Below are 26480 nucleotides of genomic sequence, written 5' to 3'. Positions count from 1 at the left end.
GAGATGGGCGAAGGCGTGAGGTTCATCCTGAACGGCGAGCGCGTCGCAGCGCCCGGCGCCGCGCCGACCACGACCCTGCTCGACTGGCTGCGGGAGGCGCGGGGGCTCACCGGAACCAAGGAAGGCTGCGCCGAGGGCGATTGCGGGGCCTGCACCGTCATCGTGCGGGAGCTGGCGCCGGACGGCGCGCTCCGTCAGCGCACGGCGAACGCCTGCATCCAGCTGCTGCCGATGCTCCACGGCCGGGAGGTCGTGACGGTGGAGGCGCTCGGCGGCGCCCATCCCGTCCAGCGCGCGATGGCCGAGGGGCATGGCAGCCAGTGCGGCTTCTGCACGCCGGGCTTCGTCATGAGCCTCGCGCACGCCTACGAGACGGGCGCGAGCGCCGCGCCGGAGGCGGTGGCGGACCAGATCGCCGGCAATCTCTGCCGCTGCACCGGTTATGGCCCGATCCTCGCCGCCGCCGCCGCCGCCCGCGCCGAGCCGGCCGCCGCCCCCGACCATGACGCCGCGCTCGCCCGCCTCAGGGCGCTCCGCCGCGACCTGACGCTGACGCTCGACCATCGGGCGGCCGGCGCGCGCTTCCTCGCCCCGCGCAGCGCGGAGGAATTCGCCGCCGCCCGCCTCGCCCATCCGGAGGCGACGATCCTCGCCGGGGCGACCGATATCGGCCTCTGGGTCACGAAGCGCGGCTTCCGGCCGGCGATGTTCCTCTGGGTCGGCGACGTCGCGGAATTCGACGAGATCGGGGAGGATGAGGCCGGCCTCCGCTTCGGCCCCGCGGTGAGCCATGAGCGCGCGATGGCCGCCCTCGCCCCGCTCGCGCCCGATCTCGGGGAGCTCTGGCGCCGTTTCGCCTCGCCGCAGGTCCGGGGCGCGGGCACGCTTCTCGGCAACATCGCCAACGGCTCCCCGATCGGGGACGCCGCGCCGGCGCTGATTGCGCTCGGCGCCCGGCTCACGCTCCGCCGGGGGGAGGCGCGGCGCGAGATTCCGCTGGAGACCTTCTTCATCGAATACGGGCGGCAGGACCTCCGGCCCGGCGAGTTCGTCGAGTTCGTCGACGTTCCCCGCCCCGCCGACCCGATGGACCTCCGCTGCTACAAGATCTCGAAGCGCTTCGACCAGGACATTTCCTCCCTCCTCGCCGCCATCCATGTGCGGGAGGAGGCGGGAATGACGACGCTCGCCCGCATCGCCTTCGGCGGCATGGCGGGCGTGCCAAAGCGGGCGCGGGCGGCGGAGCGGGCGCTGCTCGGAAGGCCGCTCGACGAAGCCGCCATCGCCGCCGCCGCCGCCGCGCTGGAGGAGGATTTCGCACCGCTCAGCGACCATCGCGCCGGCGCCGCCTACCGGATGCGCGCGGCGCGGAACCTTCTCACGAAATTCTATCTCGAACGGCGCTTCGGCGATATCAGGGTTGCGGGACGGGGCCGCGCGAAGCCCCTCGAAGATGCGGGAGAGAGACATGTCTGATGCGGCTGCGGATATGGCGGAGCGGGTGATCGTCCGGCGAGTCGGGCGCGTCCTGCACCTCGTCAACAACGCGCCGCAACAGCGCAACGCCTTCGGGATGGATTTCTATGACGGGATGATCCCCGCCATCGCCTCGGCCTCCGCGCCGGATGTCGGCGCCGTCGTGATTTCCGGCGCCGGCGGGTTCTTCTGCGCCGGGGGCGACGTGAAGCGCCTCGCCGTCGCCCACAAGGAGCCGTTCGAGAAGCGGCGGGAGGGGGTGGACCGGCTCCACGAGCTCATCCGCGCGATCCGCGATTGCCCGCGCCCCGTCATCGCGGCGGTGGAGGGCGGCGCCGCGGGCGCCGGCGCCTCGCTCGCCGCTTCGTCGGACCTCATCGTGGCGGCGCCGGACGCCTATTTCATGCTCGCCTATGTGAAGATCGGCATCACGCCGGACGGCGGCGCGACCTGGAGCTTCGCGCGCGCCCTGCCGCGGCACTTCGCGACCGAGATGGCGCTGACCGGCGGGCGCGTCCCCGCCGCCCGCCTCCACGACCTCGGCATGGTCAACCGCCTCGCGCCCGATCCGGTGGCGGCCGCGCTCGCCTGGGCGGCGGAGCTGGCCGAGGGGCCCGCGGAGTCCATGGCGGGCATCAAACGGCTGATCCGGCAGGCGGAAGGCGCCGGGCTCGACGCGCAGCTGGAGGCGGAGGCGGTCTCCATCGCCCACGCGCTCGGCGGGGCGGAGGGAATCGAGGGCGCCTCGGCCTTCCTGGAGAAACGGCCCGCGAGGTTCCGATGACCCCCGGAAAGGCCTTCCTGACGCCCGAGGAAATCCGCCCCCTCGCGCGGCGGTCCGACCTCTGGGGCGCGCTCCTCCTCCTCCATTGCTGGGGCGTGATCGCCGCCGCGCTCGCGCTCTTCGCGCTCTGGCCGAACCCGCTCACCTTCCTCCTCGCGGTGGTGCTGATCGGTTCGCGCCAGCTCGGCCTCGCGATCCTGATGCACGAGGCGGCGCATTCGGCGCTCTTCCGCAACCGCGCCCTCAACGAATGGGCGGGCGAATGGCTCTGTGGCCGGCCGATCCTCGCCGACATGCTGGAATATCGCCGCTACCACCTGAAGCATCACCGCTTCACGCAGACGGAGGAGGACCCGGACCTCACGCTCTCCCGCCCCTTCCCCTGCACCCGCGCCTCGCTCCTGCGGAAGCTCTGGCGCGATATCTCCGGCCAGACCGGCGTGCGGCAACGGGCGCAGCAGATCATGTTCGCCTTCAAGATGGCGGGGGAGAGCGAGGGCGCGACGAGCCAGGACCTCGCGCAGGCCTTCTCCGGCCCGGTGCTCGGCCGCGCGCTCGTCGCCAACGCCGCCCTCTTCGCGGCGATGTGGGCGGCGGGCGCGTGGTGGTGGTGGTTCGCCTTCTGGCTCCTGCCGCTCCTCACCTGGTTCCAGCTCGTCCTCCGCGTCCGCAACATCGCGGAGCACGGGGCCGTGGAATTCTCGGACGATCCCCTGCGGAACGTGCGGACGACGAAGGCCGGCTGGCTCCTCCGCCTTCTCCTCGCGCCCTACTGGGTGAACTACCACCTCGAACATCACCTCGTGATGCACGTCCCCTGCCGGAACCTGCCGAAGCTCCATGCGCTGATGCTGGAGAAGGGGCACGGGCCGCGGATGGAGATCGGCCGCAGCTACTGGCAGGTGCTGCGGCTCGCCTCGTCCCGGCCGGCCTGACGCCGCCTAGAAGTGGATCACCGCGTCGAACATCGCGCGCCATTCCATCAGATGGTCCGCACTCTCCGAGACGTTGTATTCGAACGCCCCGCCGAGGATCACGTTCTCCGCCGGGCGGTAGCGGAGCCCGCCCGCGACCGTGACGCTGTTCTTCGGGTCTGACGAGCCGAAATCCGCCACGTCCACGCCCGTCAGCTGCGAGCCGGGCAGGCGGTCCCCGCCGTCATAGGGCAGGAAGACGTTGAGCTCCGCGAGCGGATAGAGGCCGGGAAGAATCTCGTAGCTCACATGGGCCGAGCCATAGGCGAAGGAGGTCGCATCGCCCGAAAGCGCCTGCTGCACGCCGACATTGCCCTGGAGCTGCCAGGGCCCGCTCTGCTTCAGCCCGCTGGCGAAGATGTGGAGCGAGCCGGCGCCGTAGCCGGTGAGGTCGATCGTCCCGACATCGAGGTTCCCGCTCGGCAGCGTGTAGCGGAGGCCGAGGGTCAGCACCTCGCCGGCCGAGGGGTCATAGACCACGGCGTATTTGAGCCCGACGGCGAGGTCGGCGAAGCCGGAGGAATCCGGCAGCGCGGCGTCGAAATCCGCCCAGGCGTAGCCGTCCGTCGTCGCGAGGAAGCCGAGCCGGTTGGTGATGGCGACGCGGAGCTGCGCCGCGACGACGTCGATATCGCCGCCGCCCGAGGGGAAATCCGAAGGGATCTTCTGGCGGAAATAGATCGGCCGGATCTCCGTCGTGATCAGCGGCGTCTCGTTGAAGATCGGGTTGGTCACCGGCGGCACGTAGCGGGTGAAGCCGCCCTCCCCGAGCGAGCCGCTGAAATCGAAAGGCGCGGCGACGGCGCTGTGGAGGGGGAATGCCGCCGCCGCGATCAGGAAGCCGGCAAGGGATCGTTTCTGCCCCACTGGGAACATGGTTTTCGCCTCGTCTGCATGCGCGGCGCCCTTGGCCGGCCCGCCGATGAAGCGCGGCGCGGGGGGCGCGCGCCTTGATCGAGGTCAAACCTCGCCCCAGATCGCCTCCGCGCAGGCGACGACGAGGTCGAGCTTCCGCCGCTGGTCGTCCTCGGTGATCGCGTTGCCCTCCTCCGTCGAGGCGAAGCCGCATTGCGGCGCTATGCCAAGCTGGCCGAGATCGGCGTAGCGCGCCGCCTCGTCGAACTTGCGGCGGAGATCGTCGAGGCTTTCCAGCGCGCCGGTCTTGGTGGTGACGAAGCCGGGCATGACGCGCTGCCGCCCCTTCGGGAGGAGCCGCAGCGGCTCGAGCCCGCCCGCGCGCTCGCTGTCATATTCCATGAAGAAAACATCCACCCCGGTGGAGAAGATCGCCTCCGCCGCCAGGTCATAGGCGCCGGTCGCGGCGTGGGTGGAGCGGAAATTGCCGCGGCACATGTGCATCCCGATCACCATGTCGGAGGGCCGGTCCCTGATCGCCTCCCGCATCATCGTGGCGTAGCTGGCGATCAGCGCGTCCGGGTCGAAGCCCTCCGCCGCCTTGTCCGCCCTGTGCTTCGGGTCGCAGAGATAGGCGAAGAAGATGTCGTCAAGCTGGAGATAGCGGCAGCCGGCCTCGTGGAACTTCGCCACCGCCTTCCGGTAGACCCCGGTGATCGCGACGAAGAGCGCCTCCGGGTCCCGGTATTCGGGCGGCGCGATGTCCGCCTTCGCCGTGCGGAAATGGAGGCAGGAGGGGCCGGGGATGGAGATTTTCGGCGTCACGGACGTATGCGCCGCGACGAAGCGGAAATGCTCCAGCATCGGGTGATCGTCGGGGAAGGCGAGGGGGCCCGTGATGGTCGGGAAGATAGGGCGGAGCTTCACGCCGGCGAACTGGACGCCTTCGGCCCGCTCCACCAGCTCCATCCCCTCCAGCATCCCCATGAAGTCGTAATGCCAGAAGGAGCGCCGCGCCTCCCCGTCCGTCACCGCCTTCAGCCCGGCGTTTTCCTGCATGCCGATCAGCGCGGGGATCGCCGCATCCTCCGCCTCACGGAGCCCTGCCCCGTCGAGCCGACCCTCGGCGCGCGCCTTCCGCGCGGCGGCGATGGAAGCGGGGCGGAGGAGGCTGCCGACATGATCGGCGCGGAACGGGGCTGTGGCGGGCATGGCGGGCTCCCTCGGATTTTTCGCGAGGGTAGGCGAGGGGGCGGGGCGGGGGAAGGGGCGCGGCCCCGTCAGAACGCGTCCACATAGCGGGGCCCCGGCCGCGCCGGGCCCGCCGCCGCCAGCGCGCGAAGGATCGCCGCGCGCGTCTCCGCCGGGTCGATCACCGCGTCGAATTCGAGGAGGGAGGCGGCGTTGAGCGCCTTGCCCCGCTCGTAAAGCTCGTCGACGAGGCGGCGGAACTCCGCCTCCCGCTCCCCTTCGTCCGCAATCGCCGCCAATCGCTCCCGCGCGCCGAGGCGGACGGCGCCTTCGAGCCCCATCGCGCCGACCTCGCCCGTCGGCCAGGCGCAGCAGAAGGCCGGCCGGTCGAACCCGCCCCCCGCCATCGCCATCGCGCCGAGGCCATAGGCCTTCCGCAGGATCACCGTGACCAGCGGCTGCGAGAAATGCGCGCCCGCGAGGAAGAGGCGGGAGACATGGGCGACCTGCCCGGTCGCCTCCGTCTCCGGCCCGACCATGAAGCCCGGCGTGTCGCAGAGCGTCAGCATGGGCAGCCCCCAGCGGTCGCAAAGCTGGAGATGCCGCGCCGCCTTCGCCGCCGCCTCCGCGTCGATCGCGCCGCCGAGATGGAGCGGGTTGTTGGCGAGGAGACCGAGCGCGCGGCCGCCGATCCTGAGGAACCCGGCGATCATCCCGGCGCCGAAGCCGCGGCGGAATTCGAGGAACTCGCCGCCATCCGCCAGCGCGGCCACGGCCTTCCGCATGTCATAGGCGCGGGTCCGGTCCGTGGGCACGACGGCGCGGAGCGCCTCCCCGTCGCCCTCTCCGGGCTCGGAGGGGGCGGAGAGGGTGAGGAGGCGCCTCGCCGCCGCCACGGCCTCCGCCTCGTCCTTCACCAGAAGGTCGATCACGCCGGTCTTCGCCTGAACCCCGGAGGGGCCGACCGCCTCCGGCGCGACCTTGCCGAGCCCGCCCCCCTCGATCATCGCGGGGCCGCCCATGCCGATGAAGCTCCGCTCCGTCGCGATCCGCACATCGCAGACGCCGAAAAGCGCGGCGTTGCCGGCGAAGCAATAGCCGGCGGCGATCCCGATCTTCGGCCCCTCATGCGCCGCGAAATGGCGGAAGCTCGTGACGTTGAGCCAGGCGGCCATGATCTCCGCCACGTCGCCGTCATTCGGCCGCCCGCCGCCGCCCTCCGCGAAGAGCACGATGGGCAGCCGCTCCCGCCGCGCGACCTCGATCAGCCGGTCCATCTTCCGGTGATGGTGAAAGCCCTGCGTGCCGGCGAGCACCATGTAATCCACCGCCATCGCGGCGACGGGGCGGCCCGCCACGGTTCCCGTCCCTGTCACGATCCCGTCCGCCGGGGTGCGGGCCTGAAGCTCCGCGAGGGGGCGCGTGCGGCGCATGGCGGCGACGGCGAGGGCGCCGTATTCGGTGAAGCTCCCGGCATCGAAGAGATCGGCCAGATTCTCCCGCGCCGTGCGGAGCCCGAGCGCCCGGCGCTTCGCGACCGCCTCGGGCCGGGCCTCGTCCGCGAGGAGCGCCATCCGCGCCTCGAACTCTATGAGGTCGGCCCGCGGCGCGGCGGGCGCGGCCTTGGCGGGCGCGGCCTCCTCCTCCAGCCAGCGGAGGCGGACGAGCGGCTCCCCGCCCGCCAGCGCATCCCCCGCCTCGACCAGCACCGCCTCCACGGAAGCCGCCCGCTCCGCCCGCAGCTCATGGCGCATCTTCATCAGCTCGGTGACGAGGATCAGCGCGCCAGCCTCCAGCCGCGCCCCCTCGACGGCGTGAACCTCGGCCACGATGGCGGCCCCTTCGGCGCGGAGCGTTACGGTCTGCATCGGCGGCCCTCCCGAGAGCGTTGTGGCGGAAGGGCGGGGGCGGCGCCAGAGGGGATGGGGGCGGAGGGTGCGCACACGCGTGAGCGGTGGGTTATGTATTTGATTTTATTTTATATTTATCAGGTATGGCTAACTCCTTTCTCCGCTCAGATCGAAATCTGAACGCGCTGAAATTTGACTACTAAGAGTTGGTCCACCACTCTTTGAGTGTGTCGTAGCTTGCGACTCATGACGATCCTGCCGTCTTGACTCGAATGACGGTTCTCTATATGTTCTTATTTCCCAAAAAATACGGAAGACAAATGACACGTATAACGAAGGAGAATGTGCTTTCTATGTTGGGTGATGGAGACACCCACAGGAAGCAATTTTCTCAAAGTTCAGGTGTTCAAAAGCAAAAAGCAAGGCCTACTTTCTCAGTTCCATTTGACAATGGTCTTTGTAAGCACTTTTTTGATGGTACTGGCCTGTCTCTTAGACACAATGCTGAGTACAAGCAATTTTATTGCTTTCTTGACACACCCCAGAAGATTTCTATGGCGGAAGATTGGGAGCGCAGTCAAGGTTCCAGAGTTTTCATTAGAAATCTATTGCGGTCTAGCTTGGCGTTAGATGTGAATTTTTTCGACAACGTATCTGGCGCAAAGACAGATATTGGAAATTTGGAGGAGAGAGCAAAGCATCATCAAGATGCAGACGCAATAAAGCGTTTGGCAGAAATTAGCAGCATCACAATTTCAGGCGTATCTTATTTGCATGAAACACATGCCATATGCGCCGTTCCAGCGCTTAAAGATAAAATTTTCGACCTGCCAAGAGAGATTACTCGAATTGCATCGCGTATTACTGGAAAGTTTGATGTAACAGGGTTTTTTGATTTAGACGGGAAAGATTTTTCTTCGAAGGAGAATGCTCTTTCCGAAAAATGGGACAATTGGGAGAGGTGTATTTTCAAATACAGCGGGCCCAGCCTCGCAGGTCTAAGCGTTATTATATTAGATGACAAATATCAATCAGGAATTACGCAGCAATTTTTTGCAAGTAAGCTGTTAGAGCTTGGCTGTAGCAGTGTGCATGGACTGTCTATGGTGAAGACACTCCGAGATACTGATAACAATACGGTAGTCGATGTCTGATGTACAGCAGATCAGGAGGGGTCAGCGTGGTTATCCGCGTTCTCTATCCGATATATTGGGGGGTAAGGCGCCTGGTAACATCTACTGTATGGGCAACACCGATCTATTGCAGAAACCTAGTGTTGGCTTTTGTGGTTCACGCAGAGCATCTGAGCAAGGTCTCGCCGTTGCAAATGATTGCGCCTCTCAGGCCGCAGAACTAGGATTAAATGTTGTCTCGGGAAACGCAGCTGGGGTAGATGAAGTTGCGCACTACATGGCGCTCGCCTCTGGTGGTACAACGATTTTAGTTCTTCCAGAAGGTATAAATAATTTTCGAATTCGTAAGTCGTTTTCGTCTGTTTGGGACTGGAATCGTGTCTTGGTCGTTAGCCAATTTGAACCGAGTAGCGTGTGGCAGGCATATCGGGCAATGGAGCGAAATAAAGTTATCATTGGTCTCAGTGGGGCGATGATAGTGATTGAGGCCGGCGAGAAAGGGGGCACCCTTGATGCTGGAAATGCGACTCTTTCGATGGGAGTGCCTTTGTTTGTGGCTCACTACGATAGCCTGTCGGCAGACGCAAAAGGGAACGCGATATTGATAAATAAAGGAGGTATTCCGCTTAATAAGCTCAGGTCTACGGAGCGAGCAAACATGAATAAAGTTAAGGATTCTCTATACAAGAGATTTATAAATGAAATTAACCCGAAGCTAATCTAGCAAATCATTTTAAGGGCTTTCAAATTTGCGTGCTCCATTGCGCGCCCCCCTCACTCCTCCACCGCCTCAAACACCCCCGGCAACTCCGCCTTCCCCCGCGCCAGAAACCCCGGCAGCGGCAGGCCCTTCGAGCCCAGATACTCCGCGTTGAACAACTGGCTCTGATACCGCGTGCCATAATCGCACAGGATCGTCACGATGGTATGGCCCGGCCCCATCGCCTTCGCCATCCGGATCGCGCCGGCGACGTTGATCCCCGAGGAGCCGCCGAGGCAGAGGCCCTCTTCCTCCAGCAGGCGGAAGGCGAGGGGGATCGCCTCGGAATCGGGGATCTGGAAGGGCATGTCCACCTCCAGCCCTTCGAGGTTCCTGGTGATGCGGCCCTGGCCGATGCCCTCGGTGATGGAGGAGCCTTCGGCCTTCAGCTCGCCATTTGCGTACCAGTTGTAGAGCGCCGCCCCCATCGGGTCCGCCAGCCCGATCTTCACCGCGGGGTTCCGCTCCCGCAGCGCCATGGCGACGCCCGCGAGCGTGCCGCCGGAGCCGACGGCGCAGATGAAGCCGTCCACCTTCCCCCCCGTCTGCTCCCAGATCTCTGGCCCCGTCGTGTCGATATGCGCCTGGCGGTTCGCCACATTGTCGAACTGGTTGGCCCAGATCGCGCCGTTCGGCTCCGTCTTCGCCAGCGCCTCGGCCAGCCGCCCGGAATAGCGGACGAAGTTGTTGGGATTGCGGTATGGCTTCGCCGGCACCTCCACCAGCTCGGCCCCGGCGAGGCGGATCATGTCCTTCTTCTCGCGGCTCTGCGTCTCGGGGATGACGATGACGGTCCGAAAGCCCATCGAGGCGCCGACAAGGGCGAGGCCGATGCCGGTGTTCCCCGCCGTCCCCTCCACGATCACGCCGCCGGGGCGCAACTCGCCCGAGGCGACGACGTGGCGGATGATGGAGAGCGCGGCGCGGTCCTTCACCGACTGGCCGGGATTCATGAACTCGGCCTTGCCGTAGATCTCGCAGCCCGTCTCTTCCGATGCGCGGCGGAGGCGGATGAGCGGGGTGTTGCCGACGGCGTCGGCCAGGTCTTTGTACACGCGCATCCTGTGGTTCCTCCCGATCCTCGCTTCGGCGCAAGGTCTATCGCCGGGGCGCGGGCCGGCGCAAGGGCGCTCCGCCCTGTGAAAACGTTCACGCGGCGGTGATCCGTTTGCATCGAGATCGCGTATTCTCGCTTGAAACGCATCGACGACGGAACACATCGCCTGTCATGGAAACTGGACATCCTTCCAAGCGGCTCCTCGCCGCCTACGCTCTCGGCCGCGCGACGGAAGGGGCGGAGCTCGCCGTCTCGGCGCATCTGACCTATTGCGCCGCCTGCCGCGCCGAAGTCGCGCGGTTGGAGGCGCTCGCGGGCGCGCTGGTGGAGACGGAGGGGCCGGAGGGCGAGCCCGATCTCGAAGCCGCCCTCGCCCGGCTGGACGATGCGGAGACGGAGGGCGCGGCGCCCGCGCCGCTCCGCCGCGGGCCGCTCCCCGCGCCGGTGGCGGCGGCGGTGGGCATGAATTTTGACGAGATTCCGTGGCGCTTCCGCCTTCCCGGCGTCCACGAATATTCCTTCCGCAACGAGGAGGGGGAGAGCGTGAGCCTCCTCCGCGTCCGCCCCGGCGCGGCGATCCCCCAGCATACGCACGAGGCGGAGGAACTGACCGTCGTCTTCGACGGCGAGCTGGTGGACGGGGACCGGCGCTACGGCCCCGGCGACGTCGCCTTCGCGGACCCGAGCGTGGACCATCACCCGCGAGCGGGGGGCGACCGTCCCTGCATCTGCCTTGCGGTTCTCTCGGGCGGTCTTACATTTACCGGCAGGTTCGGGCGCGCGCTCAATCTTTTCTCCTGAGGAGGACGTGATGACGCCGACACGGAGGTCGCTGATCCTTGGGGTCGGCGCTGCAACGCTTGTTTCCCCGTTCCCGCTTCTCGCCGCCGGCGGCGGGTCGCGGACATTCACCGTCTATCGGGACGGGAGCGAGATGGGCACGCACCGCATCGACGTCCGGCCGGGGGCGGACGGCGCGGCGGAGGTGGATATCGACATCCAGCTGCAGGTGAAGATCCTCGGCATCACCGCCTATCGCTATTCCATGCGGAACCGCGAGGTCTGGAAGGGCGGGCGGCTCGTCTCGATGGACAGCGAGACGGACGATGACGGGGACGCGGATTTTTCCCGCGTCCGCCAGGTCGGGGACGAGCTGGAGATCGAGGGCTCGATGTTCTCCGGCCGCGTGCCGGGCGATACGGTGAGCACGACCTACTGGTCGATGGACTTCCTGAAGCGCGGAATCTGGATCAACACGCAGACCGGCGTGCCCATCGAGGTGACGACCGCCGCGATCGGGCCGGGGGAGATCGGCGGGCCGAACGGGCCCATCGCCACCGAACGCTGGACGGCGAAGGGCGAGAAGCTGGACGTGATCCTCCACTACGCCGGCGGGGAATGGCTCTCCGTCGAGTTCACGGCGGGGGGCGAGCCGGCGGTCTATGCGCCGCAATCCGTCGCCCCCGCCTTCGCCCCGGTCTGGACCGCCTCCCTGTGAGGCTTTCGTGAGCGTCTGGTCCAAACGGATGCGGCCCGCTGACGGGGCCGCCTGGGTGACGGGCGCCTCCGCCGGCATCGGCCGCGCCGTCGCGCTGCGGCTGGCGGACGAGGGCTGGACGGTCTGGGCCACGGCGCGGCGGGCCGACGCGCTGGAGGCGCTCGCCGCCGAGCGGCCGGGGAAGATCCTGCCGCTCCCCTGCGACGTGACGGACCGGGGCGGCATGGCCGCCGCCGTCGCCGCGATCACGGCGGAGGGGCCGCTCGCCCTCGCGATCCTCAACGCCGGGCTCTACATCCCGCTACGGGCGCAGGAATTCGACGCGGGCAAGGCGGCGAAGACCTTCGATGTGAACCTCAACGGCGTCGCCAACGGGCTCGACCCGGTGCTGAAGCACATGATCGGGCGGCGGGACGGGCATGTGGCGATCACCGCCTCCGTCGCCGGCTATCGCGGCCTGCCGCGGGCGGCGGCCTACGGGGCGACGAAATCGGCGCTCATAACGATGGCGGAGGCGCTGGCCTTCGACCTGATCGACCTCGACGTCCGCATCTCCGTCATCAACCCCGGCTTCGTGAAGACGGATGCGACTTCGGTGAACGATTTCGAGATGCCCTTCGTCATCCCGGCGGACGAGGCGGCGAAGCGGATCGTGGAGGGATTGAAGAAGCCCGGCTTCGAGATCGCCTTCCCGCGCCGGTTCGAGATCCTCCTCAAGACGATCGGCCTCCTCCCCAACCGCGCCTATCTCGCCGTCATGCGGAAGCTGATGGGGTGGGACGAGAGGGTGAAGTGAGGCCGGATTCGGGAGGTTTTCGGCCCATAACCATGGTTATCGGGGTCGGAGGTTTGATTCGGAACGATTTTTCCCGTGATCGGTTTTGAAACAATCGCGGGCGCTCCCCCTGCATCCCTTGGCCCGGGCGACCAGCCCGGGCCGCGGCCTCCCTCCCCCGTGGGAGGCCGCATCGCAACGGCGCAAGACGTGCAATCGTCCGAGGCCGTGACGCCATAAACCGCGACGACCAATCAGTCCGAGGCGGCCCCCCGAGGGAGGCCGCGGCCCTCCGCGCTCCGTTCGGAAGGGTTTCGCCCTACCCCACATCCGTCGCCGCGATGATCGCCATGTTGAGGATGTCCGATACGGTCGCGCCCATCGAGCAGATCTGCACGGGCTTCTCGATCCCGGTGAGGATCGGGCCGATCACCGTCGTCCCCTCCAGTTGCTGGAGCATCTTGGTGGAGATCGAGGCGGAATGGCGGGCGGGCATGACGAGGACGTTGGCGGGGCCCGAGAGGCGGCAGAACGGGTAGGCGGCCATCGCCGCCGGGTCGAGCGCCACGTCCGCCGCCATTTCCCCGTCGAACTCGAAATCGACGCCGCGCGCCTCCAGCAGCTTCACCGCCTCGCGGAGGTTGCTGGAGCGTTCCGAAGTCGGATAGCCGAAGGTGGAATAGGAGAGGAGCGCGACGCGCGGGTCGAGCCCGAGCCGGCGGGCGACGCGGGCGGCCTGCTCCGCGATGTCCGCGAGCTCCGGCCCCGTCGGCATCTCGTGCACCATCGTGTCGGCCACCAGCACGGTGCGCCCCCGCGCCAGCACGGCGGAGACGCCGACGACCTTCCGCCCCTGCCGCGTCTCGAACACGCGGCCGATATCGTCCAGCACGACGGAGGACTTGCGGGAGACGCCGGTGACCATCGCATCGGCGTGGCCGGCGGCGAGCATGCAGGCGGCGAAGATGTGCCTGTCCCGCGCCACGCGGCGATAGCAATCCCGCTCGAGGAAGCCGCGGCGCTGCAGCTTGGCGTAGAGCGAAGCGACATAATCCGCGAGGTAGGGCGTCGTCTCGGCGTTCACGACCTCGATCTCGCTGATGGCGTCGGCCTGCCCGGCCTTCGCCAGCATCTCCGCCACCTCGTCCTCCCGCCCGACGACCACCGCCTCGCCATAGCCGCCGCGCGCCCAGGCCACGGCGGCGCGGAGCACGCGCTCGTCCTGCCCCTCGGCGAAGAGGACGCGCTTCCGCTCCCGCCGGGCGCGGGCGGCGAGGGCTTCGAGCATGTTCGCCGTCGGGTCGAGCCGGGCGCGGAGGGCGCGGGCGTAGCCCTCCATGTCGATGATCGGGCGGCGGGCGACGCCGCTCTTCATCGCCGCCTCCGCCACCGCGGGGGGGATGACGTGAATAAGGCGGGGGTCGAAGGGCGCGGGAATGATGTAGTCCGGCCCGAAGACGGGGCGGCGGCCATAGGCGGCGGCCACTTCATCGGGCACATCCTCCCGCGCCAGCATCGCCAGCGCCTCCGCCGCGGCGATCTTCATCTCCTCGTTGATCGTGCGCGCGTTCACGTCCAGCGCGCCGCGGAAGATGAAGGGGAAGCCGAGGACGTTGTTGACCTGGTTCGGATAATCCGAACGCCCCGTCGCCATGATGACGTCGCCGCGGATCGCCGCCGCCTCCTCCGGCGTGATCTCGGGGTCCGGGTTCGCCATGGCGAAAACGATGGGCTTCGGCGCCATGGAGGCGAGCATCTCCGCCGTCACCGCCCCCTTGGCGGAGACGCCGAGGAAGACGTCCGCCCCCTTCATCGCATCCGCCAGCGTGCGCGCCTCCGTCGGCGCGGCATGGGCGGATTTCCACTGGTTCATGCCCTCTTCCCGCCCCTGGAAGACGACGCCCTTCGTGTCGCAGAGAAGGCAGTTCTCCGGCTTCGCGCCGAGCGACTTCACCAGTTCGACGCAGGCGATTCCGGCCGCGCCGGCGCCGTTGACGACGATCCGCGCTTCCCCGATCCGCCGCCCGGTGAGGTGCAGCGCGTTGATGAGCCCGGCCACGCAGATGATCGCCGTGCCGTGCTGGTCGTCATGGAAGACCGGAATGTCCATCGTCTCGCGCAGGCGCTGCTCGATGATGAAACAGTCCGGCGCCTTTATGTCCTCCAGGTTGATGCCGCCGAAGGAGGGGCCCATCAGCCTGACGGCGTTGAAGAATTCGTCCGCGTCCTTCGTGTCGAGCTCGAGGTCGATGGCGTTCACGTCCGCGAAGCGCTTGAAGAGCACGGCCTTGCCCTCCATCACCGGCTTCGAGGCCAGCGCGCCGAGGTCGCCGAGGCCGAGGATCGCGGTGCCGTTCGAGATGACGGCGACCATGTTGCCCCGGCTCGTATAGTCGAACGCCGCCTCCGGGTCCGCCGCGATGGCGCGGACGGGGGCGGCGACGCCGGGGGAATAGGCGAGGGAGAGGTCGCGCTGCGTCGCCATCGGCTTGGTGGCGACGATGCCGACCTTCCCCGCCGGGGCGAGGAAATGATAGGCGAGCGCGTCTTCGTCGAGCTGCGATCTGTCGGACATGTCAGCCTCCCCGCCCCGCGCGCGGCCCTTGCGTCGGGCGCTTCCTGCGGGGAGGCCGGTTTATACTGGGGGGCGGAAGGGCGCGCAATGCGACCGCGGAGCGGGGCGCGAAGGGGCGCGGCCTCCCTCGGGGGGCCGCCTCGGGCGGGTTGGGCCGCGTGCTCTATGGCGTCAGGAACTTCCGCGGTTGCACGTCTTGCAACGTCGCAATGCGGCCTCCCTGGGGGGAGGGAGGCCGCGGCCCGGTCTGGTCGACCGGGCCAGGAGGCGAGCGACGCACGACTCCCCTGTTTCAGCCGAATTCTTGATTATCTCACAAATTCAATCATATAACCCCCCTGCACAGCGTGTGCGCACACCTCACCCCGCCCCGATCATCGCCCGCACCTCCGCGGCCACGACCTTCCCCATCGCGTTCCGCGGCAGCGCATCGACGAAGACGACGGCGCGCGGGTGCTTGTAGCGGGCGAGGACGCCGTTGAAGGCGGAGAGCGCCTCCGCCTCCGTCATCGGCTCGCGCGGCGCGATGACGGCGACCGGGACCTCCCCCCATTTCGGGTCTGGCCGGCCGACCACCGCCACCTCCCGCACCTTCGGATGCGGGCGGAGCACCCGCTCCAGCTCCGCCGGATAGATGTTCTCCCCGCCGGAGATCACGACATGCTTGATCCGGTCCGCGAACCAGAAGAGCCCGGCCTCGTCCCGCAAGGCAATGTCGCCGGTATGGAACCAGCCGTCGACGATGGCGCGCGCCGTCTCCTCCTCGTTCCGCCAGTAGCCGGAGAGGATGTTCGGCCCCTTCACGAGGATCTCCCCCGGCTCGCCGGGCGCCGCCTCGGAGCCGTCGGGCCGCGCCAGCCTGATCTCGCAGAGCGCGCCGGGCCGGCCGATGGAGCCGGGGTTCTCCATTGCGTCCGCAACCGTCTGGTAGATCGCGAAGGGCCCCGTCTCCGTCGCGCCGTAGATCTGCGGCATCGGCACGAGGCGGGCGTGGACGGCGTCGATGATCTCCCGCGGCACGTCGGTCGAGCCGATGGAGAGGGCGCGGAGGCGGGAGAGGTCCGCCGCCGCCCAGCCGGGCTGCGCCATGATCGCCTGGGCCACGGTCGGCACCATGATGGCGTGGGTGACGCCCCCGGCGAGCGCCGCGAGCGCCGCCGCCGGCTCGAACCGCTCATGGATCTCCACCGCCGCGCCGATGGAGAAGGAAGGCGTCGGCAGGATGTTGAGCCCCCCGACATGGAAGAGCGGGAGGACGACGAGCGCCCGGCTCTCCCGCGTCAGCCCGTGCGCCGCGACGCTCATCGCCGCGTTCGCCGCCACGGCGCGGACGGGGAGGACGGCGCCCTTGGGCCGCCCGGTCGCGCCCGAAGTGTAGACGATCAGAAGGGGGGCTTCGGCCCCGTTCTCATGCGCGAACCCCTCGGGGCCCCGGATCGGGTCCGGGGCCGGGAAGGCGCGCGGCTCAGGATCGTGCTTCAGCGGCGGGATCGCCCGCGCATGATGGGCGATGACCCGCCCCGGCCCGGCGAGCGCCGCCGCCTGATGCGCGAACTCGTCGTCATGGAGGATGAGCCGCGGCCCGCAATCCTCGGCAATGCGCGCCAGCTCCGCCGCCGCCAGCCGCCAGTTGAAGGGGACGAGCACGGCGCCGAGCCGGGCGCAGGCGAAGAGGAGGGTGAAGACCTTCGGATGGTTGAGCCCGAGCCAGCCCACCCGGTCCCCCCGCCTCAGGCCGATGGCCTCCAGCGTCTCGGCCAGGTCGTCGATCCGCCGGGCGAAGGCCTCATAGCTCCAGGTCTCGCCGCGAAAGAGGATCGCCGGGCTCGAGGGCGCCGTGGCCGCGGCGCGCGCGGGCCAGAGGTCGATCCGCGCGTCGAACCCGGCCTCACTCCTCATCCGTCTCGCCCCGCTCGTAGAGCGCGGCCTTGCCCAGCATGTCCATGCAGAGCTCGGCCGTCCAGGGCAGCATCAGCGAGCCGCAGCGGCTGTCCCGGTAGAGGCGTTCGAGCGGGAGCGAGCGGAGCATGGACTGCCCGCCGCAGGTGCGGATGGCGAGCGCGGCGAGGGCGTTCGCCGTCTCCATCACCGTGTTCTGCGCCGCCCAGGCGCGCATGAGGGAATCTTTCGAAGGGTCGGGCCGCGCCTCGGAGATCGCGGCGAACCAGAGCGCCTTGGCCTGTTCGAGCTTCACCCGCATTTCGGCGACGGCGAGCTGCTTCGTCGGATACATCCGCCGCTTGACCGGCGGCGTCCCCGGCGCCTCGCCGCGGAGGTATTTGACCGTGAAGTCATAGGCCGCCTGCGCGATGCCCATATAGGTCGGCGTCAGCGTCATGAACATGTGCGGCCAGCGCGTCGCGGCCTCGGGGTAGATTCCCCGCGGCATGAGCTGCGCGTCCTCGCCGACGAACACGTCCTTGAAGAGGAGGGTGCGGGAGACGGTGCCGCGCATCCCCAGCGGGTCCCACTCGCCCACAACCTCCACGCCCTCGGCATCCGCCGGAACCGCGAGATACATCGTGTTGCGGCGGGACGGGTCTTCATCCGGGTGGTCAAGCGCGGTGCAGAGCGCGCCGTAATAGTCGGCATGGCCGGAGAGGGAGGCGAAGATCTTCTTCCCCGTGATCCGCCAGCCGCCCTCGACCTTCAGCGCCGTGGTGCCGAAGGCCTTGAACCCGGCGGCGGCGGCGCCGCCCTCGGAGAAGGGCTGGGAATAGATCTTCCCCTCCCGGACGATGCGGGCGTAGTGCAGCTTCCGCTTCTCCTCATGCTCGGCGCGGAGCGCCGGGGCGATCTCCAGCGCGTCGAGCAACGCGCCCGTCCAGAGACAGGAAGAAACGTGCATGTTGAAGGTCAGCGCCGTCGCCCCGCAATAGCGGCCGATCTCCGCTGCGGTGAGCATGTAGGTCTTGAGGTCGGCGCCGCGCCCGCCCTGATCCTCCGGGATGCAGATGCCGAGGAGCCCGGCCTCCGCCATGTCCCGGTAATTCTCGGTCGGGAACCGCGCCTCCCGGTCGATCTCCGCGGCGCGGGGCGCGAACTTCTCGGCGGCGAGCGTGCGGGCCAGCGCCGTCAGCTCCGCCTGTTTCGGGGTGAGGCCCCAGGCCTCCGGCTCGAAGATCGGCGCGTCGCCTGTCGCGGTCTTCACCTGCACGGGCTTGTTCATGCGAGCCTCCCGTAAAAGGCGGAGAGGATGGCGTTCACCCGCTCCGGCGCTTCCTGGTTGATCATGTGGCCGGCGCCCTCGATGAGATGATATTCGGCGTCCGGCATGGCGGCGGCCATCTTCTCCATCGTCTTCGCCGGGGCGTTCCTGTCCTCCGACCCGGCGATGAGGCAGGCGGGCATGGTCAGCTTCCCCGTCTCCTCGCGCCGGTTGAAGGTCGTGAGGCAGGCGAGGATGTCCCGCCACACCGGCTCCGGCACGTTCGCCATCGGCCGCTCCACCGCGGCGTGGACTTCGGGCGGCGCGTCGGGGCCGCAGACGAGCGGCGCCGCGGCGCGGGCCATTTCCGCCATGCTCATGCCGGCGTCGAGCGGCGCGAGCCGGTCCTTCAGGAAGGCTTCGGCGAAGCTCGGGTCCCTGCCGCCGAAGGCCGGCGTCGTGCCGATCAGCGCGAGGGAGCGGACGCGGGCGGGATGCCGGAGCGCGAAATCCTGCGCGATCATGCCGCCGATCGAATGGCCGACGATATGCGCGTCTTCGAGCCCGAGCGCGTCCATGAACCGCTCCAGCGCGCCGGAAAGCCCGCCGAAGGTGAGCTTGCCGGGGAGGGACTGGCGATAGCCCGGCATCGACCAGGAGATGACGCGGGCGGGCAGGGCGCCGAACTGCGGCCCGAAGCTGGTCGCGTCCCCGCCGATGCCGTGCAGGCAGATCGCGGCGGGGCCGCTCCCCGCCTCTTCATAGTCGATCCCGGCCAGGATGGGCATGTCTCAGGCTCCCTTCGCCGTGCGGCCAGCGGCGCCGGATTCCGGCGCGTTAACTGTTTTATTGTTTGTTTTCAGGGACATGACTTCGATTTCCATGGAAATCTCCATGAATTCGGTCAGACGAGCCGCCCGGAGGCGACCACCGGGACCCCGTCCAGCGCGATGTCGCAGCCCATCATCGGCAGGTCGAAATGCCCGCGCGTGAACCGCCCGGCGAACTCGTTCGCCCCGGTCGAGAAGAGGAAGTTGCCGGCCACGGCGCGCAGCTCCGTCCCGTTCGTCTCCCGCCGGTCATACATCGTCAGCGCCTCGTAGCGCGCGCCCCGGTTGAAGCCCCAGCCGACATGGGAGACGGCGTAGGCCTCCTTCTCCCCGAAGGCGGCATAGTAATCCCGCATCAGCGCGGCGTCGGCGCCGGACCCTTCGATCCTCGTCACGTAGTCGTTCTCGAGCGTCAGATCGACCGCGCTCTCGAAATAGCGCTTGAAGGTCAGGTTCACGTCCCCCGGCCGATAGGCCATGCGCCCCTCGACCGACCCCGCCTTCGGGAAGGAGACGATGATCCCCCCCGGCCAGTGCGCCAGAGTCCCCGGCCGGTCCGTCCAGCCCCAGACGCCGACGGTGGCCGCCCCCTCCATGTTCACCCGAAGGTCGGTTCCGGCGGCGGAGCGGACCGTCATCGCCTTCGCCGCCCGGCAGCGCGCGACAGCCTCCTTCGCCTGCTCCCGCAGTCCCGGCGTCGGAACGGTGCGGGCCAGCGCCTCCGGATGCTCGTTGGAGACGTTCATGATCCGGGCGCCGCCCTTCAGGATCTCGGCGGTCTCCTTCGCATGCATCAACCCTTCGAGCGTGAGATCGACCACCACATCCGCCGCGGCGAGGGTGCGGACGGCGAGCCCCTGCCCCGTCAGCGCCATTGAGGCGCCCGTGGAGCGCATCACCGGACCGGCGGGCGAGGGCGGCGTCGGCACCTCCAGCTTGAAGAACGGAACCTTCATCCGCGCCAGCGCGAGTTCCGCCAGATGGCGCGTCAGCGGGCGGGACTGGGATTCGGAGAGGATGACGACCTGCTCCTCCGGCCGTATGCGGCAGAGCGAGAAGACCTCCTCGAACGCGTCGATCCAGGCGGGTTCGATCCGGTCGGTCAGCATGGCGATCCTCCTGCCAATGAGGTTATATGAAAAATCATAGGATGCAATTTCATTCTCTTGCGCTAGGATGACGGCATGGGCCGCTTCACCGACGACTATCTCCTCTATCTCGCCGCGCAGGCGAGCGCCGCGCTTTCGGCCGAGTTCCATGGCTGGCTGGCGTCACGGGGGGTGCCTGTCTCGACCTGGCGGATCCTCGCCTCGCTCTATCCCGATGCGGCGCTGACGATCGGGGAGCTTTCCGAGGCCTGCCTCGCGAAGCAGCCGACCATGACGCGGATCGTTGACCGGCTAGTGGCGCAGGGCCTTGTCCGGCGTGCGGACGACGCCGCTGACCGGCGGCGCGTCTCCGTCTCGCTCACGCCGGAAGGGCTTGCGCTGGCCGAGGGGCTGGTGGCGGAGGCGCGGGAACACGAGGCGCGCGCGCTTTCCCCCGCGAAGGCGGCGGCGCTGAAGCGGACGCTGCGGGAAATTCTCAGGCGCTGATTGCGCCGCTCACTCCCTTGGCGGCCGGGCGAGATCCAGCGCGCCGCGCCCCTCTTCGGTGTCGATCAGGACGCCGCGCGGGCCGGCGATGCGGTCCGGCAGGCAGAGGATCATCGCGAACCGGCAGAGCCATGCCGCCGCAGAGAGAACGAGCAGGACGCCGAGCGGCGTGTCAAAGGCGAAGACGGCGAGGGATTCCAGCATCTCGGATACGCTCCCACAACATACGCATGCGCCGCAGACTATCCGATTCGGTAGCCGCGCGGCGACGGCCGGGCCTTTCGGCTTCGCCTCAAATCATCGGAGAAAGCCGGCGGAGCCGCGCGATCACCGCCTGGCCGACCGCGTCTTCCGGCGCGCCGGCGCCGTCCAGCGCCGCCGCGACGTCCTTCTGCAGGATGCCGATCGTGTTGTCCGTCGAGTATCCGTCCCGCGAGAACTCGATCCGGTCGAAATTGGAGCCGAACCAGGTCTGCCCGGAGGAATCGTTCATCAGGGCGAGGAGGCGCGCCCGGTCCATCCCCGTCGCATCCGCCCATTCGAGCGCCTGCCGCGTTGCGGCGACGGCGGCGCCGGCGACATAGTTGTTGAGGACCTTCGCCGTCATCCCGGCGCCGAAACCGCCCATGACGTGGATGTTGCGCCCCATCGCCTCGAAGAGCGGGCGGAGGCGGGCGAGCGCCTCCGACTCCCCGCCGAGCATGAAGGAGAGGCGCCGCTCCTCCGCCGCGACCTGGGCCCCCGACATCGGCGCATCGACGAGGGCGAGGCCCGCGGGCGCCCGCGCCGCGATTTCCGGCAGGAGGCGCGGCGAGAGGGTGGAGGAGATGACGAGCGTGCGCAGGCGCGGCGCGGAAAGCGCGCGCTGATCGGAGAAGAGCAGGCCCTCCGTCTCCGCCGCATCGCGGACGATGCTGAAGAGCGTCTCCGTCTCGGCCAGCATGGTCTTGGCGTCGATCATCTCCTCCGGCGCGGCGCCGAGATCGGCAGGCGGGCGGATGTCGAAGCCGCGCGCGTCGAAGCCGGCGGCGCGGAGCGCGCGGAGCATCGGCAGGCCCATGCGGCCGCATCCCGCGACCGTGATTCTTCCCGGCATGGCGAAGCCCCTCCTTGACCTTACGCGCGCGGGGACGGAAGCAGGGTTCATGCTGATCTTCAAGATATTCGCGGCGGCGGAATGGGCCGCGCTGGAGCGGGACGGGGAGACGGCGGGCGCGCCGGTGGACCTCGCCGACGGCTTCATCCACTTCTCCACCGCGGAACAGGCGCCGGAGACGGCGGCGAGGCACTTCGCCGGACGGGAAGGCTTGATGCTCGTCGCGGTAGCGGCGGAGACGGTTGGCGATGCGCTGAAATGGGAGCCTTCGCGCGGCGGCGCGCTCTTCCCGCATCTCTATGCGCCGCTCCGGCTCGACCGGGTTCTCTGGGCGAAGCCGCTGCCGCTCTCGGCCTCCGGGGCGCATGTCTTTCCGGACATGACGTGAGCCTCGCGGAGCGCGCCGCCCTCGCCGCGCTGCGGCGGCTCGACCCGGAGCGGGCGCACGGGTTGGCGCTCGCCGCGCTGCGGCTCGGGCTCGGGCCGCGCCATGAGCCGGACCCGATCCTTGCTGTGACGCTGTTCGGGCTGCAACTTCCCTCGCCGGTCGGCGTCGCCGCCGGGTTCGACAAGAACGCCGCGGCGCCGGAGGCGATGCTGCGGGCGGGCTTCGGCTTCGTCGAGATCGGGGCGGTGACGCCGCGCCCGCAGGCGGGCAATCCGCGGCCGCGGCTCTTTCGGCTCGCGGAGGACCGGGCGGCGATCAACCGGTTCGGCTTCAACAACGAGGGGCTCGACGCGGTCGCCGCGCGGCTCCGGGCCTTCCGGGGGGACCGGGCGCGGCTCTGGGCCAATCTCGGCGCGAACAAGGAGAGCGAGGACCGGGCGGGGGATTATGTCGCCGTGATGCGAGGGCTGCACGGGCTTGTCGGAGCGATGACGCTCAACGTCTCCTCCCCGAACACCGAGAAGCTTCGGGACTTGCAGGGGCCGGCGGCGCTTTCCGCCCTGCTCGCCCGCGCGGCGGAGGCGCGGGAGGCGCTCGGCGCGCCGCGCTTTCCGCTCCTCCTGAAGATCGCGCCGGACCTGACGGACGGGGAGATCGGCGCGCTGGCGGCGGCGGCGATGGCGGGGGGGATCGACGGGATCGTGGCGACGAACACGACCCTCTCCCGCGAGGGGCTCCACTCCCCCCATGCGCGGGAAGCGGGCGGGCTTTCGGGCGCGCCGCTGAAGGCGAAGGCGCTGCATGTGCTTCGCCGGCTCCGGATCGAGACGGGGGGCGCGCTGCCGCTGATCGGGGTCGGCGGGATCGCGAGCGCGGAGGATGCGGCCGAGCGGCTCGCGGCCGGGGCCTCTGCGGTGCAGCTCTATACGGCGATGGTCTATGCCGGCCCCTCGCTCGGCGCGGAGATCAACCGGGGGCTCGCGGCGCGGATGCGCGCCGGCGCATTCAGCGCGCCCGCTTGAGATAGACGTAGAGCGCGCCGCCGCCGCCATGGCGCGGATGGGCGGGGGTGACGTTCACGACGATTTCAGAGAGCGGCGGCGTCTCCAGCCAGAACGGCGTCTCGCGGCGGAGGACGCCCGGGGCGCCTTCGCCGAAGCCGCCCTTGCCCGTGATGACAAGCACGCAGCGCCGGCCGGCGGCCCGGCTTTCGAACAGGAAGGCGGAGAGGGCGCGGTGGGCCGCGAGAGCCGTCATCCCGTGCAGGTCGATCCGCGCATCGGGCGCGCGCCGGCCCTTGCGGAGCCGCGCCTCGGTGGCGCGGTCAAGACCGCTCGGCGGCGCGGGGCGGGGGCGGGGCAGGGAGACGGGCGGTTCGGAGCGGCCTTGCGGGCGAAGGATGACCGGGGCCGCGCGCGGGGCCTCGGCCGTCTCCTCCGTGGCGGAGGGCGGGCGCGCGAGGCTCACGGGCTTCGGCGGGGCGGGGGGCGGAGCTGTTTCCGCCCGCCGGTTCCAGGCGCCGGCGACCGCATCCCAGAGCGCGCGTTCCTCCGCCGTGGGCCGGCGGCCGCGGCGGCTCACGCGCCGATCCGCCGCGCCGCCCCGCGCGGCAGAAGGGTGACCAGCCGGCCCGGAGCCTTGATGCGGCCGGCCCGGCGGCCGGCCTCCGGCCCCGCGCCGATGAAGAGATCGGCGCGGCCCGGGCCCTTGATCGCGGCCCCGACATCCTGCGCCACCATGAGCCGCCCCGCGAATCCCTCCGCCGCCGCCTCGACCCAGAGCGGCGCGCCGAGCGGCTGGAGCGAGGGGTCGACCGCGGCGCTGACCATCGCGGTGAGCGGCACGCCGAGCGCGCCGACCGGCCCTTCATCTTCGGCGAGGCCCGGCCGCTCCTCGAAGAAGATGTAGGACGGGTTCTCGTTCATCAGCGCCTGCGCGCGGGCGGGATTGGCGCGGAGCCAGCGCCTGATCCCGCCGGCGGATGCCGCCTCCCCCTTCAGGCCGCGACGCGCGAGCGCCTGCCCGATGGAGCGGTAGGGATGGGCGTTGCGGCCGGCGAAACCGACGCGGACGAGGCCGCCGTCCGGCAGGCGGATGCGGCCCGATCCCTGGATGTGGAGGAAGAACGCCTCGACCGGGTCGGCCAGCCAGAGCAGTTCGAGCCCGCGCCCGTCCAGCCTTCCGGCCGCGATCTCCCCTCGCGTGAGGGAGAGAAGGGCCCGGTCGGACGGCTTTCGGCGGATCGGGTGGCGGTGGCGCGAATCGGGGGCGCGCGCGCCCGCGATTTCGGGCTCGTAATAGGCGGTGAAGAGCGCGTCCGGGGCGAGGGCGACGGGAACGAAGAGCGCCTCGAAGACCGAGCGCGCCTCGCCGGCGCCAGGAGGAAGCGCCGATGCGATCTCGGCCCAGTCCTCGCCGCGGACGGCGCCGGCGGGGCGGGCCTTTTCGAGCGAGACGCGGAACGCGCGAAGCGCCGCCTCGTGATCGGCCTCCGCCCAGCCGGGAAGTTCTCCGAAGGAGAGACGACGGGGCGCGGCGGCGGCGGGAAGGGCGGCCAAGGCTGCAAGCCCCGCGAGCAGCGCCCGCCGATCCGGACCCCGGCTCATTCCCCCGTGGCGATGAGGAGCCAGTTCGGATCTGGCGCGCCGAGGCGACGGCCGAAGGTCCACTGATCCGTCTCGCGCCGGATTTCGTTCGGATCGCCCTCGACGATTCGATGCTCGGCGTCGCGGACCACGGTGACGAGTTCGCCGACGAAGCGCATGTCGATCTCGGCGATCTGCTCCTCCTCGTCGAAGCGGGCGGCGACGATCTTCGCCTCGCGGACGCCGACGAAGCGGGCGTCCACCGTCAGGCCTTCGTCGGCGCGCTGGTCGATCGCGGCGGCGAAGTCGCGATACACATCGGGAGAGAGGTAGGATTCGAGCGTTTGCTTGTCGCCGTTCTCGAAGGCCATCAGCAGCATCTCGTAGGCGCGCTTCGCGCCTTCGGTGAAATCGCGGGGCGAGAAATCCGCCTCGACGGCGCGCATGGAGGCCCAGGTCTCCGACAGCGGGTCGTTCGCGGCGATGGGCTCGGGCTCCGCCTTCTCCTCGAGCGCAGGAGCGGGGCGGGAAGCCGAGCGGTCCCCGAACACGGGCTCGGGCTTTTTCTCCAGCCCGGTCTTCGTGCCCAGCACGTTCTTCAGCCTCATGACGAGGAACACCGTGATCCCCGCGAGGATGAGAAGCGTGAGCAGGCCGTCGCCCATGAGATCGTCTCCTGTAGCGGCCAGGTTGGCGCAGGCCGCGTTCCTCCCCTATTTAAGGGCGAGGGCCGCCCCTGTCCACGCCGCCGCCCGAACCGCGGCGTTGCGAAGGGGGGCGCCCGGTCAGGAGGCTTCATGTGGCTGCTCGCCGTGCTCATTCTCGTTCCGCTGATCGAGATCGGGCTCTTCATCGAGATCGGCGGAGCATTGGGGCTGTGGCCGACGCTGGCGCTCATCCTCGTCACGGCCGCGCTCGGCGCGGGGCTGATGCGGGCGCAGGGCTTCGCGGCGATGATGAAGATGCGCGACGCCACGGAGCGGGGCGAGGACCCGCGCGGGCCGCTCGCCGAGGGCGCGATGATCCTCGTCGCCGGGGCGCTGATGCTGACGCCGGGATTCTTCACCGATGCACTGGGGCTTATGTTCCTCCTGCCGCCCGTCCGGCATGCGGTGATCGCATGGGCCGGGCCGCGCCTCGCCGCGCGCGCGACCGCGCACCGGGCGGGCGGCGCGACGCGGCGAGAGGCGCCGATCTCGGCGGAGTACGAGGTGATCGACGAGGCGGAGCCGCGCGGCGAAAGCGGCTGGACACGCCCGCCCGGACCGCGGCCCGAATCCCGGGACGGACCTCGGCCCGGACCCCGGGACGGCTGAGCCGCGATTGCTCCGACGGGACCGCCGTGCTAGCGGAACCGGGGAAAGGCCCGTGCTTTCGGGCCGGAAAACCGATTTCGGGGGATGTCATGGCGGAAGCGGACAAGGTCGCGGGCGCGGGCGCAGTTCAGGACGGCGCGGCGACGCCGCGGGTTTCGATCAAGGCGCAATATGTGCGCGACGCTTCGTTCGAGAACATCGCCGTGCGGAGCGGCGACGGGCGGATGGACGTGAAGCCCGAGATTCAGGTCGCCGTGAATCTCGACGCCAAGAAGCGCTCCGCCTCGCTCTTTGAGGTCATCCTCAAGGTCACGGGCACGGCCCGCGCCGGCGAGGAGACGATGTTCGTCGTCGAGGTCGAATATGCCGGGCTCTTCGAGCTGACGGGCGTGCCGGAGGCGCAGGTTCATCCCTATCTCCTGATCGAGTGCCCGCGGCTCCTGTTTCCGTTCGCGCGGCGAATCGTCGCCGACCTGACGCGGGACGGCGGCTATCCGCCGCTGATGCTCGACCTCGTGGATTTCGCGGCGCTCTATCGGGCGGAGGTCGAGCGCCGGCGCGCGGCCGAGGCGGCGACCGCCGGGAACGCCTGAG

Annotated in this window: 27 protein-coding genes; 13 read left to right on the top strand and 14 right to left on the bottom strand. The window is 69.3% G+C overall.

Annotated elements, in window-relative coordinates; all coding sequences use genetic code 11:
* Positions 1–3: 3 nt before the first annotated feature.
* The 3 genes from xdhA to ACE37J_RS17060 are packed head-to-tail and all read left to right on the top strand — an operon-like array spanning position 4 to position 3195.
* Positions 4–1476 carry a xanthine dehydrogenase small subunit gene (xdhA, locus tag ACE37J_RS17070; RefSeq protein ID WP_409713194.1) on the top strand — a complete coding sequence of 491 codons (1473 nt, stop codon included), beginning with the start codon at positions 4–6 and terminating at the stop codon, positions 1474–1476.
* Positions 1469–2260 carry an oxepin-CoA hydrolase, alternative type gene (locus ACE37J_RS17065; RefSeq protein WP_409713191.1) on the top strand — a complete coding sequence of 264 codons (792 nt, stop codon included), beginning with the start codon at positions 1469–1471 and terminating at the stop codon, positions 2258–2260. The genes xdhA and ACE37J_RS17065 overlap by 8 nt, the downstream gene beginning before the upstream one ends.
* Positions 2257–3195 carry a fatty acid desaturase family protein gene (locus tag ACE37J_RS17060; RefSeq protein WP_409713188.1) on the top strand — a complete coding sequence of 313 codons (939 nt, stop codon included), beginning with the start codon at positions 2257–2259 and terminating at the stop codon, positions 3193–3195. Before ACE37J_RS17065 ends, ACE37J_RS17060 begins: the two co-directional genes overlap by 4 nt.
* Positions 3196–3201: 6 nt before the next feature.
* Here ACE37J_RS17060 and ACE37J_RS17055 read toward each other — a convergent pair whose 3' ends face one another.
* The 3 genes from ACE37J_RS17055 to ACE37J_RS17045 form a co-directional block, all read right to left on the bottom strand.
* Positions 3202–4110 carry a hypothetical protein gene (locus ACE37J_RS17055; RefSeq protein ID WP_409713185.1) on the bottom strand — a complete coding sequence of 303 codons (909 nt, stop codon included), beginning with the start codon at positions 4108–4110 and terminating at the stop codon, positions 3202–3204.
* Between the two features lie 84 nt (positions 4111–4194).
* Entirely contained in the window at positions 4195–5301 is a 1107-nt protein-coding gene (locus ACE37J_RS17050; RefSeq protein ID WP_409713182.1) for a 5-methyltetrahydropteroyltriglutamate--homocysteine S-methyltransferase, read from the bottom strand.
* 68 nt (positions 5302–5369) lie between these two features.
* On the bottom strand, positions 5370–7148 hold the full coding sequence (locus ACE37J_RS17045; RefSeq protein ID WP_409713179.1) for a carboxyl transferase domain-containing protein: 1779 nt from the start codon (positions 7146–7148) through the stop codon (positions 5370–5372).
* A gap of 254 nt (positions 7149–7402) precedes the next feature.
* Here ACE37J_RS17045 and ACE37J_RS17040 point away from each other — a divergent pair, with 254 nt between their 5' ends.
* Both ACE37J_RS17040 and ACE37J_RS17035 read left to right on the top strand, forming a co-directional pair.
* Positions 7403–8284 carry a hypothetical protein gene (locus tag ACE37J_RS17040; protein WP_409713176.1) on the top strand — a complete coding sequence of 294 codons (882 nt, stop codon included), beginning with the start codon at positions 7403–7405 and terminating at the stop codon, positions 8282–8284.
* Positions 8277–8987 carry a DNA-processing protein DprA gene (locus ACE37J_RS17035; RefSeq protein ID WP_409713173.1) on the top strand — a complete coding sequence of 237 codons (711 nt, stop codon included), beginning with the start codon at positions 8277–8279 and terminating at the stop codon, positions 8985–8987. The genes ACE37J_RS17040 and ACE37J_RS17035 overlap by 8 nt, the downstream gene beginning before the upstream one ends.
* Positions 8988–9037: 50 nt before the next feature.
* Here ACE37J_RS17035 and ACE37J_RS17030 read toward each other — a convergent pair whose 3' ends face one another.
* Positions 9038–10084 (bottom strand): cysteine synthase A, encoded by a 1047-nt coding sequence (locus ACE37J_RS17030; protein ID WP_409713169.1) that lies wholly within the window; start codon positions 10082–10084, stop codon positions 9038–9040.
* A 167-nt stretch (positions 10085–10251) separates the two neighbouring features.
* Between ACE37J_RS17030 and ACE37J_RS17025 the strand changes: the two genes are divergently transcribed.
* The 3 genes from ACE37J_RS17025 to ACE37J_RS17015 are packed head-to-tail and all read left to right on the top strand — an operon-like array spanning position 10252 to position 12374.
* Positions 10252–10881: a ChrR family anti-sigma-E factor gene (locus tag ACE37J_RS17025; protein ID WP_409713166.1), complete on the top strand. Its 630-nt coding sequence runs from the start codon at positions 10252–10254 to the stop codon at positions 10879–10881.
* A 10-nt stretch (positions 10882–10891) separates the two neighbouring features.
* Complete coding sequence (locus ACE37J_RS17020; protein ID WP_409713163.1) at positions 10892–11578, top strand: DUF6134 family protein; 687 nt, start codon at positions 10892–10894, stop codon at positions 11576–11578.
* A gap of 7 nt (positions 11579–11585) precedes the next feature.
* Positions 11586–12374 (top strand): SDR family NAD(P)-dependent oxidoreductase, encoded by a 789-nt coding sequence (locus ACE37J_RS17015; RefSeq protein ID WP_409713160.1) that lies wholly within the window; start codon positions 11586–11588, stop codon positions 12372–12374.
* 298 nt (positions 12375–12672) lie between these two features.
* On the opposite strand, the gene ACE37J_RS17010 is transcribed toward ACE37J_RS17015, so the two are convergent.
* From ACE37J_RS17010 to ACE37J_RS16990, 5 genes are all read right to left on the bottom strand, one after another.
* Positions 12673–14928 (bottom strand): NADP-dependent malic enzyme, encoded by a 2256-nt coding sequence (locus ACE37J_RS17010; protein WP_409713157.1) that lies wholly within the window; start codon positions 14926–14928, stop codon positions 12673–12675.
* 360 nt (positions 14929–15288) lie between these two features.
* Positions 15289–16827 carry an AMP-binding protein gene (locus ACE37J_RS17005; protein ID WP_409713154.1) on the bottom strand — a complete coding sequence of 513 codons (1539 nt, stop codon included), beginning with the start codon at positions 16825–16827 and terminating at the stop codon, positions 15289–15291.
* Positions 16817–18097 carry an acyl-CoA dehydrogenase family protein gene (locus ACE37J_RS17000; protein ID WP_409713151.1) on the bottom strand — a complete coding sequence of 427 codons (1281 nt, stop codon included), beginning with the start codon at positions 18095–18097 and terminating at the stop codon, positions 16817–16819. The genes ACE37J_RS17005 and ACE37J_RS17000 overlap by 11 nt, the downstream gene beginning before the upstream one ends.
* Positions 18094–18864, bottom strand: a complete 771-nt coding sequence (locus ACE37J_RS16995) for an alpha/beta fold hydrolase (protein WP_409713148.1) — start codon at positions 18862–18864, stop codon at positions 18094–18096. The genes ACE37J_RS17000 and ACE37J_RS16995 overlap by 4 nt, the downstream gene beginning before the upstream one ends.
* Positions 18865–18980: 116 nt before the next feature.
* Positions 18981–20015: a peptidase M29 gene (locus tag ACE37J_RS16990; RefSeq protein ID WP_409713145.1), complete on the bottom strand. Its 1035-nt coding sequence runs from the start codon at positions 20013–20015 to the stop codon at positions 18981–18983.
* Between the two features lie 75 nt (positions 20016–20090).
* Between ACE37J_RS16990 and ACE37J_RS16985 the strand changes: the two genes are divergently transcribed.
* Complete coding sequence (locus tag ACE37J_RS16985; RefSeq protein WP_409713142.1) at positions 20091–20501, top strand: MarR family winged helix-turn-helix transcriptional regulator; 411 nt, start codon at positions 20091–20093, stop codon at positions 20499–20501.
* A 9-nt stretch (positions 20502–20510) separates the two neighbouring features.
* Here the strand turns inward: ACE37J_RS16985 and ACE37J_RS16980 are convergent, their stop codons facing one another.
* Positions 20511–20705: a hypothetical protein gene (locus tag ACE37J_RS16980; RefSeq protein ID WP_409713139.1), complete on the bottom strand. Its 195-nt coding sequence runs from the start codon at positions 20703–20705 to the stop codon at positions 20511–20513.
* Positions 20706–20793: 88 nt separating this feature from the next.
* Positions 20794–21597, bottom strand: a complete 804-nt coding sequence (locus ACE37J_RS16975; RefSeq protein ID WP_409713136.1) for an NAD(P)-dependent oxidoreductase — start codon at positions 21595–21597, stop codon at positions 20794–20796.
* A 49-nt stretch (positions 21598–21646) separates the two neighbouring features.
* On the opposite strand from ACE37J_RS16975, the gene ACE37J_RS16970 reads away from it, so the two are divergent.
* Positions 21647–21985, top strand: a complete 339-nt coding sequence (locus ACE37J_RS16970; protein ID WP_409715452.1) for a DUF952 domain-containing protein — start codon at positions 21647–21649, stop codon at positions 21983–21985.
* Positions 21982–23007, top strand: a complete 1026-nt coding sequence (locus tag ACE37J_RS16965) for a quinone-dependent dihydroorotate dehydrogenase (protein WP_409713133.1) — start codon at positions 21982–21984, stop codon at positions 23005–23007. The genes ACE37J_RS16970 and ACE37J_RS16965 overlap by 4 nt, the downstream gene beginning before the upstream one ends.
* On the opposite strand, the gene ACE37J_RS16960 is transcribed toward ACE37J_RS16965, so the two are convergent.
* From ACE37J_RS16960 to ACE37J_RS16950, 3 genes are read right to left on the bottom strand one after another with little or no spacing between them, the layout of a single operon-like run.
* A complete protein-coding gene (locus ACE37J_RS16960) occupies positions 22991–23566 on the bottom strand; it encodes a Smr/MutS family protein (RefSeq protein WP_409713130.1) in 576 nt (191 codons plus the stop codon). The two genes, ACE37J_RS16965 and ACE37J_RS16960, sit on opposite strands and share 17 nt — an antisense overlap.
* Complete coding sequence (locus tag ACE37J_RS16955; RefSeq protein WP_409713127.1) at positions 23563–24543, bottom strand: murein transglycosylase A; 981 nt, start codon at positions 24541–24543, stop codon at positions 23563–23565. The genes ACE37J_RS16960 and ACE37J_RS16955 overlap by 4 nt, the downstream gene beginning before the upstream one ends.
* Before the next feature lie 44 nt (positions 24544–24587).
* Entirely contained in the window at positions 24588–25235 is a 648-nt protein-coding gene (locus tag ACE37J_RS16950) for a Tim44/TimA family putative adaptor protein (RefSeq protein ID WP_409713124.1), read from the bottom strand.
* Between the two features lie 132 nt (positions 25236–25367).
* Between ACE37J_RS16950 and ACE37J_RS16945 the strand changes: the two genes are divergently transcribed.
* A complete protein-coding gene (locus tag ACE37J_RS16945; protein ID WP_409713121.1) occupies positions 25368–25886 on the top strand; it encodes an FxsA family protein in 519 nt (172 codons plus the stop codon).
* Between the two features lie 89 nt (positions 25887–25975).
* The gene (gene secB / locus ACE37J_RS16940; RefSeq protein ID WP_409713118.1) at positions 25976–26479 is read left to right on the top strand and encodes a protein-export chaperone SecB; all 504 of its coding nucleotides are present in this window, start codon (positions 25976–25978) and stop codon (positions 26477–26479) included.
* The last annotated feature ends 1 nt before the right edge of the window (position 26480 follow it).

The sequence above is a fragment of the Pikeienuella sp. genome (assembly GCF_046290545.1).
Taxonomy (GTDB): Bacteria; Pseudomonadota; Alphaproteobacteria; order Rhodobacterales; family Rhodobacteraceae; genus Pikeienuella.
The sequence above is the reverse complement of the archived record's forward strand: the minus strand, read 5'-3'. Positions and strand labels throughout refer to the sequence as shown.